Genomic DNA, 15,496 nt, shown 5'->3' with positions numbered 1-15,496 from the left:
AATCCCCCCATGCCGACCCCGAGCCAGGTGATCGTCCTTGCCACCCCCGTGTTCCTGCTGCTGATCGCGGCCGAATACGCCTGGGGCCGGGCACGCGGGCGCGACACGTACCGGCTGAACGACGCGTTCTCGAGCATCGGCCTGGGCATGCTGAGCCAGCTGGTGGCCCTGTTCACGCCGCTCCTGACGATCGGCGTCTACACCGCGGTCCACGACCGCCTGGCCGTGTGGCACGCCCCAGCCTTCTGGACGTCCTGGGCCGGCTGGCTGCTCGCCCTGCTGTTCTACGACCTCTGCTACTACTGGCTGCATCGCGCCGGCCACGAGGTGGCGCTGTTCTGGGCGGCGCACGTGGTCCACCACCAGAGCCAGCACTACAACCTCTCCACGGCCCTGCGCCAGACGGCCAGCGGGGGCCTGTTCGGATGGATCTTCTACCTGCCGATGGCGGTGGCCGGCGTGCCGCCGCTGGTGTTCGGGGTGGTGGCGCTGGTCGACCTGCTCTACCAGTTCTGGGTGCACACCGAGCACGTGCCGAAACTGGGCTGGTTCGACCGCTGGTTCTGCTCGCCCTCCAACCACCGGGTCCACCACGCCGTCAACGACCGCTACCTCGATCGCAACTACGGCGGGATCCTGGTCGTGTGGGACCGCCTGTTCCGCAGCTTCCAGGAAGAAGACGAGCAGTGCGTGTACGGCACGCGCGCCCCGCTGAACAGCTGGGACCCGCTGTGGTCCAACGCCGAGGTCTACTGGGCGCTGGCCCGGGACAGCTGGCATGCGCGGTCCTGGGCCGACAAGCTGCGGGTCTGGTTCAAGCCGCCGGGCTGGCGCCCGGCCGACGTGGCCGCGCGGTTTCCCAAGCCGGCGTTCGACCTGGCCGCGGCGGCCCGCTACGACCCGCCGCTCACGCCCGCGCTGGCGCGCTTCGCGGCCCTGCAGTTCGCCGCCCTGCTGGCCGGCGTCTCCCTGCTGCTGTGGCATGCGCACCGGCTGCCGCTGCCGCAGGCGCTCGCCTGGGTGCTGGTGCTGTGCTCCGCGCTGTGGGCGCTCGGGGCCGTCATGGAGCGCCGGCTGCCGATGCGAAGGGCGGTCTTGCTGCAGGCCCTGGCGCTGGGCGCAGCCGCGCTCTTCGCAGCCGGCTGGCGCTAGAAGAGGCCGGTGTCGGCGCGCGGCGGCGCGACGCCCAGATGGCGGAACGCCGCCAGCGTGGCGATGCGGCCGCGCGGCGTGCGCTGCAGATACCCCTGCTGGATCAGGTACGGCTCGATCACGTCCTCGATCGTGTCGCGCTCCTCGCCGATCGAGGCGGCGATGTTGTCCAGCCCCACGGGGCCGCCGTCGAACCGGTGGATCACCGCCTCCAGCAGCTTGCGGTCCATCACGTCGAACCCCTGCGGGTCGACATCGAGCATGGCCAGCGCCTTGTGCGCGATGTCCTGGGTGATGCGCCCGGAGCCCTTGACGTCGGCGTAGTCGCGCACGCGCCGCAACAGGCGGTTGGCGATCCGGGGGGTGCCGCGCGAGCGGCGCGCGATCTCGACCGCGCCTTCGTCGTCGATCGGCGCCTCGAGCAGCGCCGCGCTGCGCCGCACGATGCGGGTGAGCTCCTCGGCCGTGTAGAACTCCAGCCGGGCGACGATCCCGAAGCGGTCGCGCAGCGGGTTGGTCAGCATGCCCGCCCGCGTGGTCGCGCCCACCAGCGTGAACGGTTGCAGGTCCAGCTTGATCGAGCGCGCCGCGGGGCCCTCGCCGATCATGATGTCGATCTGGTAGTCCTCGAGCGCCGGATAGAGGATCTCCTCGACGACCGGCGACAAGCGGTGGATCTCGTCGATGAAGAGCACGTCGTTCTTCTCGAGGTTGGTGAGCAGTGCCGCCAGGTCCTTCGGCTTCTCCAGCACCGGTCCCGAGGTCTGCCGCAGGTTCACGCCCAGCTCGTGCGCGATGATGTGCGACAGCGTGGTCTTGCCCAGTCCCGGCGGGCCGAACAGCAGCACGTGGTCGAGGGCCTCGGCCCGCTTCTTGGCCGCGCCGATGAAGATCTCGAGCTGCTCGCGCGTCTTCGCCTGGCCCACGTACTCCTGCAGCAGCTTGGGGCGCAGGGCGCGTTCGATGGCCTCCTCGTTGGGCGAGGCGGGCGCGGCCGACACCACGCGCGGCGGCGAAGGCGGCAGGCCGAAGTCGTCGGTCTTGATGCTCACGCCTGCCTCACCGGGCCAGCGCCTTCAGCGCCAGCTTGATGCCTTCGCTCACGCCCACGTCCTGGGGCAGCGCCTTGAGGGCCATCTGCGCCTCCTTGTCGCTGTAGCCCAGCGCCACCAGCGCCTGCAGGATGTCGGCCTGCGCGTCGGTCGCGGCACTGGCGCCGTGCGCCACGCCGATGTCGGCGCCGATCTTGCCCTTGAGCTCGAGCAGCAGGCGCTCGGCGGTCTTCTTGCCGATGCCGGGCACCTTGACCAGGCGGCTGGCGTCCTGCGCGGTGACTGCCTGGGCGATGTCGCCCACGCTCATGCCGCTGAGCACCGAGAGCGCGGTGCGCGGACCGACGCCGGAGATGCGGATCAGCTGGCGGAAGGCCTCCCGCTCGCCCGGCGTGCCGAACCCGAACAGGATCTGCGCGTCCTCGCGCACCACGAAGTGGGTGAGCAGCGTCACCGCCTCGCCCAGGCCGGGCAGGTTGTAGAACGTGCTCATCGGGACGTCCACCTCGTAGCCCACGCCGTGGCAGTCCACCAGCACCTGGGGAGGATTCTTGTCGGCCAGCGTTCCGTTCAATCTGCCTATCATGCGAGGTCCCGGGCGTCACGCCCCTTCAGCTCTCCGGATTATCAGCTTGATCCTTCGCCACGCCTTCTCGCCGCCCAACAACACGCGCCTGGCGCACCTGTGCGGGCCGACCGACGAACACCTGCGCACCATCGAGAACGGCCTGCAGGTGCGGATCACCCGACGGCAGGAGCACTTCAAGGTCGAGGGGCCCAAGGCCAAGGCCCAGCGGGCGCTGGACGTCCTGCAGGCGCTCTACGAGATCGCCGGCCGCACCATCTCGCCCGACAAGGTCCAGCTGATGCTGGCCGGTGACCAGGTGATGGAGGAGGACGAGGATGGTGCCCAGCTCCTGCACACCCGCCGCACCGATCTGAAGGCGCGCACGCCGAACCAGAGCGTGTACCTGGACAACATCGCCAGCCACGACATCACCTTCGGCATCGGCCCGGCCGGCACCGGCAAGACCTACCTGGCCGTCGCCTGCGCGGTCGATGCGCTGGAGCGCAGCAGCGTGCAGCGCATCGTGCTCACGCGGCCAGCGGTGGAGGCCGGGGAGAAGCTGGGCTTCCTGCCCGGCGACCTCACGCAGAAGGTCGACCCCTACCTGCGCCCCCTGTACGACGCGCTGTACGACCTGATGGGATTCGAGCGCGTCACCAAGGCCTTCGAGCGCAACGCGCTGGAGATCGCGCCGCTGGCCTTCATGCGCGGGCGCACGCTGAACAACGCGTTCGTCATCCTCGACGAGGCGCAGAACACGACGCCCGAGCAGATGAAGATGTTCCTCACCCGCATCGGCTTCGGCAGCAAGTGCGTGGTCACCGGCGACATCAGCCAGATCGACCTGCCCAAGGGCCACCTGTCGGGCCTGGTGGATGCCGAGCGCGTGCTCAAGCGCGTCAAGGGCATCGCCCACACGCGCTTCACCAGCGCCGACGTGGTGCGCCATCCGCTGGTGGCACGCATCGTGGACGCCTACGACGCCGCCAAGAAGAGCGATGACGCCCGCTGAGCTGGCGCTCGATCTCCAGTTCGGCGAGTTCCCGGGGGCGGCCACCCACAAGGCCCTGCTGCAGCGCGCCAAGGTGCGGCGCTGGATGGCGGCTGCGCTGGAGCGGCCCGGCGAGATCGCGGTGCGCATCGTGGGCGAGGACGAGGGCCGGGCGCTCAACCGCGAGTACCGGCGCAAGGACTACGCCACCAACGTGCTCACCTTCGACTACACGCGCGACCCGGTGGTGAGCGCCGACCTGGTGCTGTGCGCGCCGGTGCTCGAGCGGGAGGCGCGCGAGCAGGGCAAGCCGCTGGAGGCGCACTACGCGCACCTGCTGGTGCACGGCACCCTGCACGCCCAGGGCTACGACCACGAGGCCGGCGAACGCGACGCCCTGGAGATGGAAGCGCTGGAGATCCTGCTGCTCGGCAGCCTGGGCTTTCCCAACCCGTACTGAGTCAGCCGGCCGGCACGATCCGCAACGGGATCGTGACCGGCCCGTCGTTGACCAGGTGCACCTGCATGTCGGCGCCGAACTCGCCGGTGTGCACCACCGGATGCTGCGCGCGCGCCGCCGCGACGAAGTAGTCGTAGAGCCGGCGCCCCTCCGGCGGCGCGGCGGCATTGCCGAAGCTTGGCCGGTTGCCGCCCGCGGTGTCCGCCGCCAGCGTGAACTGGCTGACGACCAGCAGCCCGCCGGCGGTGTCCTGCACGCTGCGGTTCATCTTGCCCTGCTCGTCCGCGAAGATGCGCAGCTTCAGCAGCTTGGCCAGCAGGCGATCGGCCTGGCCCTCGCCGTCGCCGCGCTCGGCGCACAGCAGCAGCAGCAGGCCCGGGCCGATCTCGCCGACCGTGCGCCCCTCGACCACCACGCGCGCCTCGCGCACCCGTTGCACCAGGCCGATCATGCGGCGTCCTTCCGTTCGTCCAGGTGGGCTTCCACGTCCTGCGGCAGCAGCTGGATGCTGGCCCGCAGCCCGGGCACCGCCCCCATCAGCGCCTGCTCCACGGAGGCTCGCAGGGCGGCCGCGCGGCGCAGCGTCCAGTCGGCGGGAACATGCATGTGCATGTCGACGAAGCGCCGGCTGCCGGCCCGCCGCGTCGTGATGTGGTCGAAGCGCACCGCCGGATGCGCCAGGCCCTGGAGGACCTGCTCGATCTGGGCCTGGACCGCGCCTTCGACCTGCGTGTCCATCAGGCCCTGCGACGAGCGCCAGACCAGGCTGCCGCCCTCGCGCAGGATGTTCAGTGCGACGGCCGCAGCGACCACCGCGTCCAGCCACAGCCAACCCGTGAACGCCACCAGCCCGATGCCGACCACCACGCCCGCCGAAGTCCAGACATCGGTGACCAGGTGCCGCGCATCGCCTTCGAGCGCCATCGACCGGTGGACCGACGCCGACTGGAGCATGCCCCAGGCCAGCAGGCCGTTGAGTGCGGACGCCAGCACCGAGAGCACGAGGCCGACGCCAACCTGCTCGAGCCCGCGCGGATGCAGGAACCGGTCCACCGCCGTCCACAGGATGGCCAGCGCCGCCACCAGGATGGCCAGGCCCTCGAAGGCGGAGGAGAAATACTCGGCCTTGTGGTGCCCGTACGGGTGCTCCGCGTCCGCGGGCCGCAGGGCGATGCGCACCATCGCCAGCGCGAAGATGGCACTGGCCAGGTTGACCAGCGACTCCATCGCGTCGGACAGCAGGCCGACCGAACCGGTGAGCCACCACGCCAGCGTCTTCAGCCCGATCGTCGCGGTGGCCACGCCGATCGAGGCACGCAGCCAGGTCTGCGGTGGCACGGCCCCCGCTCGTTCCCTCAAGGTCATGCGGGCGATTGTGCGGCAGCCCCCGTGCCAGAATCGCCGGCGATGAGGCCGAGCCTGCGTCCGTTCCTGCCCTGGCTGGCTGCCTGGCTGCTGCTCGCGGTCGCCGGCGGCTGGGTGCTGGGCGCGTCCGAGCGCGATCGCCAGCGGTCGGCGTTCGACAACGACGTGCGCATCGCGCACCGCCTGCTCAGCCAGCGGGCCGCCCAGCACGACGCCATCCTCGCGACGCTCGCGCTCCTGCAGCCGGCGCCCGGCGCCGACGGCGTGCAGCGGCTGCCCGCGCTGTACCCGCAGATCCTCGCCGTGCGGCAGCTGGCCGCCGGCGAACATTGGGCGTTCCCGGCCTTCGAGCAGGCGCAGCAGCAATCGCTGCGCGAACGGCGCCCGGTGCTGGCGGCCGCCGACCTCGTGACCGGGCGGGCGTGGCTGGTGCTGGCCGCCGAGCCCGCCAGCTTCGCCCTGCAGGTGGACCTGGTGGCCTCGGTGCCCTGGACCGAGTGGCCGATGCCGCGGCTGGTCAGCCCGGTGCGCGTGCTGCTGCTGCGGGGCGACCAGGCGCTGGTGCTGCAGCCCGGTCGCACCGACGCGCGCGGGCCCTGGCAATTCGCGCTGCGCAAGCCGCTGGCGTCCCCCAGCCAGCCGTTCGAGCTGGTGGCCCTGCGCGCCGCGCGCTGGTCGGAGCTGCCGTGGGGGCCCTGGGGTCTGTGGGCGGTGTTCAGTGCGGCCCTGGTCGGTGCGGCAGCGGCGGTGCAGCGGCAGCGTTCGGCGCGTCGCCGGGCCGAGGAGCTGCTGCGGCTGGGCCAGGTGGCCCGGTTGAACACGCTGGGCGAGCTGGCCGGCGGTCTGGCCCACGAATTGAACCAGCCGCTCACGGCGGTGCTGGCCAACACGCAGGCGGCGCGGCGCCTGCTGGCCGAGCAACCGCCGGAGCTCGATCCGGCCCGCGCCGCGATGGGACAGGCCGCCGAGCAGGCCCGGCGTGCCAGCGACGTGGTCGCGCGACTGCGCCGCACCATCGAGCGGCCGGCCGCCGACGCGGCCATGCAGCCCGTGGTGCTGCAGGACGCGGTGCGCAACGCCTTCGACCTGCTCGAGCCCGAGTTCGCCCGGCGCGAGGTGGCCCCGCGGCTGCATGGGCCGGCGCCGGTGCGCGTGCACGCGGAGCCGGTCGCCCTCGAGCAGATCGTGCACAACCTGCTGATGAACGCCCTGCAGGCGCTCGACCAGGTTCCGGCCGCCCAGCGCGAGCTGTCGGTCGACATCGAGCAGCGCCCCGAGGGCGGCGTGCTGAGCGTGGCCGACAGCGGCCCGGGCATCGCGCCGGAACTGCTGCCACGCATCTTCGATCCGTTCGTCTCGACCCGCGAACATGGCCTGGGGCTCGGGCTGAGTTTGTGCGACAGCCTGGCCAGCGGCATGGGTGGCACGCTGCAGGCCCTGCAGCGCGCACCGCGCGGCGCCCTGTTCCGCCTGACCCTCCCCGCCGCATGACGACGTCCACGCAGGATTCACCCCTGGTGCAGCTGGTCGACGACGACCAGGCGGTGCGCGAGGGCCTGGCCCTGCTGATCGGCACGGTCGGCCTGCGCGTGCGCACCTGGGCCGATCCGCAGCGCTTCCTGGAGGAGCTCGATCGGGAGGCGATCGGCACCATCGTGCTGGACGTGCGCATGCCCGGCGTGGGGGGACTGGCGGTGCTCGAGCGGTTGCAGGCGCTGGGCACCGACCAGCCGGTGGTCATGCTCACCGGCCACGGCACGGTGGAGATGTGCCGGCGCGCCTTCAAGGCCGGTGCGGCCGAGTTCCTGGAAAAGCCGGTCGACGACGAACTGCTGCTCGAGACGCTGCAGCAGGCTGTGCGGCAGCACGTGAAATCGCGCGAGCGCCGCCAGGCCGACCGCGCCGCGCGCGAGCGCTACGCACAGCTCTCGGGGCGTGAGCGCGAGGTGCTGGGACGCATCGTCGAGGGCCTGACCAACAAGGAGATCGGGCGGGTGCTCGGGCTGTCGCCACGCACGGTCGAGGCCCACCGGGCCCACCTGTTCGACAAGCTCGAGGCCAGCTCGCTGGCGCAGCTGATCCGGCGCTACGCCTCGCTCGCCGAGGGCGACGGCACCGCGTAGTTCTACGCGGCCGGCGGCGTAGCCGCACGAATGGCCGCGAAGGCCGGCGGTTCCTACAGTGGCGGCACGGTCGAATCGCGGCCGCCATCGAAGGAGAACCCCGAATGTCCCTGAAGTCCCTGTTGTCCATCCTCGTGCTGTCCGCGCTGGCCGGCGGCGCCGGCGCGCAGGCGGTGCGCACCGAGCGCAACATCTCGCTGGAGCTGGCCAACCAGATCGCCGGCGCCACCGTGGCGGCCTGCACGGCCAACGGTTACCCGGTCGCGGCGACGGTGGTCGATCGCGCGGGCATCGTGCGGGCGCTCCAGCGTGCCGACAACGCAGGGCCCCACACGCTGGACTCCAGCCGGCTCAAGGCCTACACCTCGGCCTCGGCCAAGAACAGCACGCTCGCCATGATGGAAGGGGCGCAGAAGAACCCGGCCAGCGCGAACCTGGTGTCCATTCCGGGCTACCTGCTGCTCGGCGGCGGCGTTCCGATCCGCGTGGGCAACGAAGTCATCGGCGCGGTCGGCGTCGGCGGTGCGCCGGGCGGTCACCTGGACGAGCAGTGCGCCATGGCCGGTATCGACAAGGTCAAGGACCAGCTCAAGTGACAGCCAGGCTCGCCGCACTGCTGCTGGCGGCGGGCGCGGTGCTCGCCGGGCCGGCATCGGCCCAGGTCGGGCCGGATGCCGCCGAGACCGCCCGCTACGGCGGCCTGCACGCGGCAGCGCACCGGGGCGACGTCCCGGCCATCCGCAAGCTGGCCCGCCAGGCCGACCCGAATGCGGTCGATGGCCATGGGCGCACGCCGCTGCACGTGGCGACCTTCGCGCGCCAGCGCGAAGCGGTCCGCGCGCTGGCCGAGGCGGGCGCCCGGCTGGATGCGCTCGAGCACGACCGCTATGACGCGGTGACCATCGCGGCGGTGGCCGACGACGAGGAAACGCTGCGGCTGCTGCTGGCACTGGGCGCGAGCGCCCGCCAGGTGACCAGCCGCTACGACGGGACGGCGCTCATCGCGGCGGCGCACCTGGGGCATGCCGGCGTGGTGCGGCAGCTGATCCGCGCGGGCGCTCCGCTCGACCACGTCAACAACCTGCACTGGACGGCCGTGATCGAGTCCATCGTGCTGGGGGACGGCGGCCCACGCCACCAGCAGACGCTGCAGGCACTGGTGGCCGCCGGTGTCGACCTGCAGCGGCCCGGCCGCCAGGGCAACACGCCGCTGCAGCTGGCGCGCTCGCGCGGCTTCCTCGCGATGGTCGCGCTGCTGGAGCAGGCCGGCGCCAGGTGAACCCGCGCCGCGCGTGCCCCTGAGGGGCGGTCAGGCCAGGGTGACGCGCGCGAACTTGCGCTTGCCCACCTGCACGACGTAGGTGCCCGCGTCCAGCTTGAGGCCCTTGTCGGACACGACGCTGGAGTCGACCCGCACCCCGCCGCCGTCGATGAGGCGGCTGGCTTCGCTGCTCGAGGGTGCGAGGCCCGCCTGCTTGAGCAGTGCGGCGATGCCCAGCGGCGCCCCGGCCAGCTGCACCTCCGGGATCTGGTCCGGGATGCCGCCTTTGCTGCGGTTGACGAAATCCTGTTCGGCTGCGTCGGCCGCGCCCACATCGTGGAACCGGGTCGTGATCTCCTTGGCCAGCAGCACCTTGGCATCGCGCGGATTGCGGCCGCCCTCCACCTGGGCGCGCAGCGCCGCGATCTCGGCTTCCGAGCGAAAGCTCAGCAGGGTGAACCAACGCCACATCAGGGTGTCCGAGATCGACATCACCTTGGCGAACATGGTGTTGGCGTCCTCGGTGATGCCGATGTAGTTGTTCTTGCTCTTGCTCATCTTGTCGACGCCGTCCAGGCCTTCGAGCAAGGGCATGGTCAGGATGCACTGCGGCTCCTGGCCGTATTCCTGCTGCAGGTGGCGCCCCATCAGCAGGTTGAATTTCTGGTCCGTGCCGCCGAGTTCGAGGTCGCTTTTCAGCGCGACCGAGTCGTAGCCCTGCATCAGTGGATAGAGGAACTCGTGCACGCTGATCGAGCGGCCCTCGCTGAAGCGCTTGTGGAAATCCTCCCGCTCCATCATGCGGGCGACGGTGTAGCGCGCCGCCAGCTGGATCATGCCGCGCGCCCCCAGCGGATCGCTCCACTCGCTGTTGTAGCGCAGCTCGGTGCGCGCCGGATCGAGGATCCGGTAGGCCTGCGCCCGGTAGGTCTGGGCATTCGCCTCGATCTGCTCGCGGGTCAGCGGCGGGCGGGTGGTGTTGCGCCCCGACGGGTCGCCGATCATCGAGGTGAAGTCACCGATGAGGAAGATGACCGTGTGCCCCAGGTCCTGCAACTGGCGCATCTTGTTGAGCACGACGGTGTGGCCGATGTGGATGTCCGGCGCGGTCGGATCCAGGCCGAGCTTGATGCGCAGCGGCACGCCGGTGGCCTCCGAGCGGGCCAGCTTTCTCATCCATTCGTCCTGCGGAATCAGCTCCTCGCAGCCGCGCAGCGACACTGCCAGGGCGTCACGCACGCGCTCGGTCACCGGGTGTGGGTTTGTAACAAAGGCTTGATTCATAACGATTTTTCCTGATCCGACGGTCTGTTGCCATCGGTATACTGGCGCCGGCTTCCTGGCCCGGCCGATTCTAAGAGGACGCCCCAAGCGGGCCCTGCGGCCCCTGCAACTGCAACTGCGACTGCGCCCTCGAACGGGCGCGGTCCCCGCCACAAGGATCCGAGGATTGAAAAGAAGCGGTATTGGCGTCGCCGTTGAACAGGCCCTGTGGGCCGTGGCGCGGGTGCTGGAACACCATCCGAGGCAAGTGACGATTGCCGTCGCAGCACTGCTCCTGGGCGCCGGTGGCGGCGCGTTCGCGGTCGCCTCGTTCGGCCCCGACCCCTCTGCGCTGCCGGTGCGCGAGGTGGTGGAAGCCGTGGAGCCGCTGGCCATCGGCGTCCAGGCCGACGCCCTGGTGGGCCACAGCATCAGCCTGTACCGCACCGAGGTCCTGCGGCCGACCGACACGGTCGACACCCTGCTGGCCCGACTGGGCATCCACGATGCCGAAGCGGCGGCCTTCCTGCGGGCCGACGCGCTCGTGCGCACCCAGTTGCTCGGTCGCTATGGCCGCACGGTGCGCGCCGAGACGAGCGATCAACACACCTTGCGCGGCCTGACCGCGCGCTGGGTCGTCGACGACACCGGCAGCTTCAAGCGCCTGGTGGTCGAGCGCACGGCCGACCAGCGGCTGGTCTCGCGCATCGAGACCGCGCCGCTCACCGCCGCGGTGCGGCTGGGCAGCGGCACCATCCGCAGTTCGCTGTTCGCGGCGATGGACGACTCCCGCATTCCCGACGAGGTGGCCGTGCAGGTCGCCGACATCCTGTCGTCCGAGATCGACTTCCACCGCGGCCTGCGCAAGGGCGACCGCTTCAGCGTGGTCTACGAAGCGCTCGAGGCCGACGGCGAGCCGCTGCGCACGGGACGCGTGCTGTCCGTCGACTTCGTGAACGACGGCCGTTCGCATTCGGCGCTCTGGTTCCAGGAGCCCGGCACCAAGGGCGCCTACTTCTCGCTGGACGGCAAGAGCCTGACCAGTTCGTACCTGGCCTCGCCGATGGAGTTCTCGCGCGTGACCAGCGGCTTCCAGATGCGTTTCCATCCGGTCCTGCAGCAGTGGCGCGCCCACCTGGGCGTCGATTACGGCGCGCCGGCCGGTGCGCCGGTGCGCACGGTGGGCGATGGCCAGGTGGCCTTCGCCGGCTGGCAGAACGGATTCGGCAACGTGGTCTTCGTCAAGCACAACGGCAGCGACGAAACCGTCTATGCCCACCTCTCGCGCATCGACGTGCGGGTCGGCCAGAAGGTCGAGCAGGGGCAGCGCATCGGCGCGGTCGGCGCGACCGGCTGGGCCACCGGGCCGCACCTGCACTTCGAGTTCCGGGTCAACGGCGCCCACCAGGACCCGATCGCCGTGGCCAAGCGCAGCCAGGGCATGACGCTCAGTGCCGCCGCGCGGCCCGACTTCGAGCGCTTGGCCCGGTCCATGCGCGCCCAGCTGGAAGCCGCGGCGTACGCCTCGGTAGCGTCGGCCGAGTAGCGGCCGGCTGCCCATGGCCGACCTCTTCATCGGGCTGATGTCCGGCACGTCGCTGGACGGCGTCGATGGCGTGCTGGCCGACTTCACTGGCGACGGGCTGCGGGTGCTGGCGCACGCCAGTGCGCCGTTCGACCCGCGGCTGCACGACGAATTGTTGGCCCTGAACCGCGCCGGCAGCGACGAACTGCACCGTGCGGAACTGGCCGCCAACGCCCTGATGCGCGTCTATGCAGACGTCGTGGCCCAGCTGCTCGCCATCTCAAGCGTGCGCGCGGGCGAGGTGCAGGCCATCGGCGCGCATGGCCAGACGGTGCGCCATCGCCCCCAGGAGTTCGACGGGACCGGCTACACGGTGCAGCTCGCCCAGCCCTCGCTGCTGGCCGAGCTGACGGGCATTGCGGTGGTCGCGGACTTCCGCACCCGCGATGTCGCGGCCGGCGGTCAGGGCGCGCCGCTCGCCCCGTTCTTCCACCGTGGCATGTTCGGCCGCGCCGGCGAGACCGTCGGCGTGCTCAACATCGGCGGCATCTCCAACCTGACCCTGTTGCGGGCCGACGGCAGCCAGCTCGGGTTCGACTGCGGCCCCGGCAACGCGTTGATGGATTTCTGGTGCCGACGCCACACCGGCCAGCCGTACGACGCCGGCGGCGCCTGGGCGGCCGGCGCGGCGGCGGATGCCCGGCTGCTGCAGGTGTTGCTGGACGATCCCTACTTCGCGCGCCGGCCGCCCAAGAGCACCGGCCGGGACCTGTTCAACCAGGAGTGGCTGCTGCAGCGGCTGGACGCCGCAGGACCGCTCGAGCCGCAGGTGGTGCAGTCGACGCTGGCCGAGCTGACCGCCCGGTGTTGCAGCGACGACGTGCAGCGGCTCGCGCCGCGGCTGGGTCGCCTGCTGGTGTGTGGCGGCGGGGCGCTGAACACGCATCTGATGGCGCGGTTGCAGGCCTTGCTGCCGACCACCGCGGTGCGGTCGAGTGACGACGCCGGGCTGCCGCCGCTGCAGGTGGAGGCCACTGCCTTCGCGTGGCTCGCCCGCAAGACCCTGCGGCGCGAGCCGCTGGAGCTCCAAAGCACCACGGGCGCCCGAGGCGCCCGTGTGCTGGGAGCGGTGTGGCCCGCCTAGACCGAGAAGCTGGAGCCGCAGCCGCAGGTGGTGGACGCGTTCGGGTTCTTGATCACGAACTGCGCACCCTGCAGGTCTTCCTTGTAGTCGATCTCGGCACCGACCAGGTACTGGTAGCTCATCGCATCGATGAGCAAGGAGACGCCGTTCTTGCTCATCACGGTGTCGTCCTCGTTGGCGATCTCATCGAAGGTGAAGCCGTACTGGAAGCCGGAGCAGCCGCCACCCTGGACGAACACGCGCAGCTTCAGGTCGGGGTTGCCTTCCTCGGCGATCAGATCGGCGACCTTCGCTGCGGCGCTGTCGGTGAAGATCAGCGGGGCGGGCATCTCGGTCTGGACGTTGTCGGCAACTGCGCTCATGGTGGACTCTCGGGAAAACGAACGCGAATGGTACGGCAACGCGCTCGGGAATTCCGGTCAGTGGTTGTTTGCCGCCAGCTTCAGTAAGGGCTTTTCCTCGTCGCCCACGTTCAGGTTCAGCGGCTTGAGCTGACCCGAGATGACGGCGCCCTGGTGCATTTCCAGCGACTGGTAGGACACGTCGCCCTCGATGCGCGCCTTGGGCTGCAGCTCGAGCAGCTCGCGGGCATGGATCGGGCCCCGCACGGTGCCGTTGACGATGACGTGGTCGGCGTGGATCTCGCCCTGCACCACCGCCGCCTCGGAGATGACCAGCATGCTGGGCTCTTCCGTCAGCGAGCGCACGTCACCGACCACCTCGCCGTCGATCCGCAGGCCTTCGGTGAACTTCAGGTTGCCCTCGACACGCGTGCCGTGGGCGATCAGGCTCTTGATGGGGGGCTGCGCTTTCTTGCCGAACATCCGTGATTCCTCAACTTCGTTGTCCTAGGCACCGAGCTTGATGCTCTGCACCGCGCGGGTGGCCGCGCCTTCCACCACCTTGGCGGAAACGTTTTTTACCACGGCCTGCGCAGGCAGGTCGACCATACCTTCCAGGCGGCGGTATTGGCGGAACCGAAGGTCCTGCCAACCGTTGTCGGGAAGCTCCACCGTCCAGGGCTTGCCGTCGAGCGTGCCATCCATGCTCACCTGCAGGCGCCCGCGGAATTCGGGTGCGTTCTTGATGGGTTGGATCACCAGGACCTGCCACTTGAGCTGGCTGCCGGGCAGCACTTCGGCCTGCAGTGCGCGGATGGCCACCGTTTCGGCAGCGGCCGCAGGCATGAGCTTCTCGAAGAAGCCGAGGTCGCCGCGCAGGGCGCGATTCTCCGCCTCGACCTGCTTGATCTGTGCCAGCAGGCGCTCCTGGACGGCGCGCTCGGCCGTCATGAGACTGCCGGAGGTGTTCAGGATCGATTGCACGCGATCGCGCTCGGCCTGCAGGCGGGCGACCTCGGCACGCAGCTGGATCACCTCGTCCTTGATGCCGGTGTCGACACCAGCCAGGCCCTTGCCCAGCTCGAAGGCCCACAGGCCGATGGCGGCCCAGAAACCCAGCATGATCGCAACGGCCGCCCACTTCAACGGCCAGGGCATGGAGCTTCGGATCGCGACCTGGGGGGCGCTGATCGTCAGCCGACGACGTAACAACTTCCAACGCATGAGCTAGCGCTGGAGGATGCCCCAAAAAACAAAGCCGCACCAAGCGAACTTGTGCGGCTTTGTAACGCGGGCGCGACAGTTAGCGCTTGCTGAACTGCTTGCGGCGGCGTGCGGAGTGCAGACCGACCTTCTTGCGCTCGACCTCGCGGGCGTCGCGGGTCACGAACCCGGCCTGGCTCAGGGCCGGCTTGAGGGTCGCGTCGTAGTCGATCAGCGCCCGGGTGATGCCGTGGCGGGTGGCGCCGGCCTGGCCGGATTCACCGCCGCCGTGCACGTTCACCTGGATGTCGAACGTCTCGACGTGGTTCGTCAAGAACAGGGGCTGCTTGACGATCATGATCGAGGTCTGGCGGCCGAAGAACTTTTCGATCTCCTTGCCGTTGACCGTGATCTTGCCGGTGCCCTTCTTCAGGAAGACACGGGCCACGCTGCTCTTGCGGCGGCCGGTGCCGTTGTTCCATTCACCAATCATTCGGCGCTCCTCAGATTTCCAGCGGCTTGGGCTGCTGGGCGGTGTGCGGATGCTCCGCGCCGCCGTAGACCTTCAGCTTCTTGATCATGGCGTAGCCGAGCGGGCCCTTGGGCAGCATGCCCTTGACGGCCTTCTCGAGCGCGCGGCCAGGATGCTTGGCCTGCATGTCGCGGAAGTTGGTGGCATAGATGCCGCCCGGGAAACCCGAGTGGCGGTAGTACATCTTGTCCAGTTCCTTCGCGCCGGTGACGCGAAGCTTGGAGGCGTTGATCACGACGATGTAATCGCCGGTGTCGACGTGAGGCGTGTAGATGGCCTTGTGCTTGCCGCGCAAACGGGCTGCTGCTTCGCTGGCAACACGCCCGAGCACCTTGTCGGTGGCGTCAATCACAAACCACTCGTGCGTCACGTCAGCGGGTTTCGCGCTGAACGTTTTCATGAGTCTTTCCTTCGAAGTGGTTTGGCAGCCCTTTTCCACGGTCGGTGTTCCTCTGCCGGGAACCTCTTAGGTGGGTGACCGAAGCCGCCCCGCGCAAGGCAGGACGTCCCCGATTT

The 15,496-nt window shown here is 70.1% G+C and carries 18 protein-coding genes and 1 pseudogene; 9 read left to right on the top strand and 10 right to left on the bottom strand.

Annotated features, from left to right (window positions below; translation table 11 throughout):
• Positions 1 to 9: 9 nt before the first annotated feature.
• Positions 10 to 1,146, top strand: a pseudogene (locus VFE82_RS10220) (sterol desaturase family protein); the annotation flags it as partial.
• Positions 1,147 to 1,148: 2 nt separating this feature from the next.
• Here VFE82_RS10220 and ruvB read toward each other — a convergent pair.
• Positions 1,149 to 2,204: a Holliday junction branch migration DNA helicase RuvB gene (ruvB, locus tag VFE82_RS10215; RefSeq protein WP_325000202.1), complete on the bottom strand. Its 1,056-nt coding sequence runs from the start codon at positions 2,202 to 2,204 to the stop codon at positions 1,149 to 1,151.
• Between the two features lie 7 nt (positions 2,205 to 2,211).
• The gene (gene ruvA, locus VFE82_RS10210; RefSeq protein ID WP_325000201.1) at positions 2,212 to 2,790 is read right to left on the bottom strand and encodes a Holliday junction branch migration protein RuvA; all 579 of its coding nucleotides are present in this window, start codon (positions 2,788 to 2,790) and stop codon (positions 2,212 to 2,214) included.
• Between the two features lie 46 nt (positions 2,791 to 2,836).
• Here ruvA and VFE82_RS10205 point away from each other — a divergent pair, with 46 nt between their 5' ends.
• Positions 2,837 to 3,784, top strand: a complete 948-nt coding sequence (locus VFE82_RS10205; protein WP_325000200.1) for a PhoH family protein — start codon at positions 2,837 to 2,839, stop codon at positions 3,782 to 3,784.
• Complete coding sequence (ybeY, locus tag VFE82_RS10200) at positions 3,771 to 4,223, top strand: rRNA maturation RNase YbeY (protein WP_325000199.1); 453 nt, start codon at positions 3,771 to 3,773, stop codon at positions 4,221 to 4,223. Before VFE82_RS10205 ends, ybeY begins: the two co-directional genes overlap by 14 nt.
• Position 4,224: 1 nt before the next feature.
• On the opposite strand, the gene dtd is transcribed toward ybeY, so the two are convergent.
• Both dtd and VFE82_RS10190 read right to left on the bottom strand, forming a co-directional pair.
• The gene (dtd, locus tag VFE82_RS10195) at positions 4,225 to 4,674 is read right to left on the bottom strand and encodes a D-aminoacyl-tRNA deacylase (protein ID WP_325000198.1); all 450 of its coding nucleotides are present in this window, start codon (positions 4,672 to 4,674) and stop codon (positions 4,225 to 4,227) included.
• Positions 4,671 to 5,588: a cation diffusion facilitator family transporter gene (locus tag VFE82_RS10190; RefSeq protein WP_325000197.1), complete on the bottom strand. Its 918-nt coding sequence runs from the start codon at positions 5,586 to 5,588 to the stop codon at positions 4,671 to 4,673. Before VFE82_RS10190 ends, dtd begins: the two co-directional genes overlap by 4 nt.
• 42 nt (positions 5,589 to 5,630) lie before the next feature.
• Here VFE82_RS10190 and VFE82_RS10185 point away from each other — a divergent pair, with 42 nt between their 5' ends.
• The 4 genes from VFE82_RS10185 to VFE82_RS10170 all read left to right on the top strand — a co-directional run bounded on the left by VFE82_RS10185 (position 5,631) and on the right by VFE82_RS10170 (position 8,990).
• The gene (locus tag VFE82_RS10185) at positions 5,631 to 7,079 is read left to right on the top strand and encodes a sensor histidine kinase (protein ID WP_325000196.1); all 1,449 of its coding nucleotides are present in this window, start codon (positions 5,631 to 5,633) and stop codon (positions 7,077 to 7,079) included.
• The gene (locus tag VFE82_RS10180) at positions 7,076 to 7,711 is read left to right on the top strand and encodes a response regulator transcription factor (RefSeq protein ID WP_325000195.1); all 636 of its coding nucleotides are present in this window, start codon (positions 7,076 to 7,078) and stop codon (positions 7,709 to 7,711) included. Before VFE82_RS10185 ends, VFE82_RS10180 begins: the two co-directional genes overlap by 4 nt.
• Before the next feature lie 104 nt (positions 7,712 to 7,815).
• A complete protein-coding gene (locus VFE82_RS10175; protein WP_325000194.1) occupies positions 7,816 to 8,307 on the top strand; it encodes a heme-binding protein in 492 nt (163 codons plus the stop codon).
• Positions 8,304 to 8,990: an ankyrin repeat domain-containing protein gene (locus VFE82_RS10170; protein WP_325000193.1), complete on the top strand. Its 687-nt coding sequence runs from the start codon at positions 8,304 to 8,306 to the stop codon at positions 8,988 to 8,990. Before VFE82_RS10175 ends, VFE82_RS10170 begins: the two co-directional genes overlap by 4 nt.
• A 30-nt stretch (positions 8,991 to 9,020) precedes the next feature.
• Here the strand turns inward: VFE82_RS10170 and tyrS are convergent, their stop codons facing one another.
• Positions 9,021 to 10,256: a tyrosine--tRNA ligase gene (tyrS, locus tag VFE82_RS10165; RefSeq protein WP_325000192.1), complete on the bottom strand. Its 1,236-nt coding sequence runs from the start codon at positions 10,254 to 10,256 to the stop codon at positions 9,021 to 9,023.
• Positions 10,257 to 10,437: 181 nt separating this feature from the next.
• Here tyrS and VFE82_RS10160 point away from each other — a divergent pair, with 181 nt between their 5' ends.
• Complete coding sequence (locus tag VFE82_RS10160) at positions 10,438 to 11,781, top strand: M23 family metallopeptidase (protein ID WP_325000486.1); 1,344 nt, start codon at positions 10,438 to 10,440, stop codon at positions 11,779 to 11,781.
• Between the two features lie 13 nt (positions 11,782 to 11,794).
• The gene (locus tag VFE82_RS10155; RefSeq protein ID WP_325000191.1) at positions 11,795 to 12,904 is read left to right on the top strand and encodes an anhydro-N-acetylmuramic acid kinase; all 1,110 of its coding nucleotides are present in this window, start codon (positions 11,795 to 11,797) and stop codon (positions 12,902 to 12,904) included.
• Here the strand turns inward: VFE82_RS10155 and erpA are convergent.
• The 5 genes from erpA to rplM all read right to left on the bottom strand — a co-directional run bounded on the left by erpA (position 12,901) and on the right by rplM (position 15,380).
• Positions 12,901 to 13,266: an iron-sulfur cluster insertion protein ErpA gene (erpA, locus tag VFE82_RS10150; RefSeq protein ID WP_325000190.1), complete on the bottom strand. Its 366-nt coding sequence runs from the start codon at positions 13,264 to 13,266 to the stop codon at positions 12,901 to 12,903. The two genes, VFE82_RS10155 and erpA, sit on opposite strands and share 4 nt — an antisense overlap.
• 57 nt (positions 13,267 to 13,323) lie before the next feature.
• Positions 13,324 to 13,728, bottom strand: coding sequence for a polymer-forming cytoskeletal protein (locus VFE82_RS10145; protein ID WP_325000189.1), 405 nt, complete (start codon positions 13,726 to 13,728; stop codon positions 13,324 to 13,326).
• A 24-nt stretch (positions 13,729 to 13,752) separates the two neighbouring features.
• Positions 13,753 to 14,469, bottom strand: a complete 717-nt coding sequence (locus tag VFE82_RS10140) for a DUF6776 family protein (protein WP_325000188.1) — start codon at positions 14,467 to 14,469, stop codon at positions 13,753 to 13,755.
• A gap of 79 nt (positions 14,470 to 14,548) precedes the next feature.
• Entirely contained in the window at positions 14,549 to 14,941 is a 393-nt protein-coding gene (gene rpsI / locus VFE82_RS10135; protein ID WP_325000187.1) for a 30S ribosomal protein S9, read from the bottom strand.
• A 10-nt stretch (positions 14,942 to 14,951) separates the two neighbouring features.
• Positions 14,952 to 15,380, bottom strand: coding sequence for a 50S ribosomal protein L13 (gene rplM / locus VFE82_RS10130; RefSeq protein ID WP_325000186.1), 429 nt, complete (start codon positions 15,378 to 15,380; stop codon positions 14,952 to 14,954).
• Positions 15,381 to 15,496 lie beyond the last annotated feature (116 nt).

The sequence above is a fragment of the Ramlibacter sp. genome (genome assembly GCF_035655895.1).
Taxonomy (GTDB): domain Bacteria; phylum Pseudomonadota; class Gammaproteobacteria; order Burkholderiales; family Burkholderiaceae_C; genus Ramlibacter.
The sequence above is the reverse complement of the archived record's forward strand: the minus strand, read 5'-3'. Positions and strand labels throughout refer to the sequence as shown.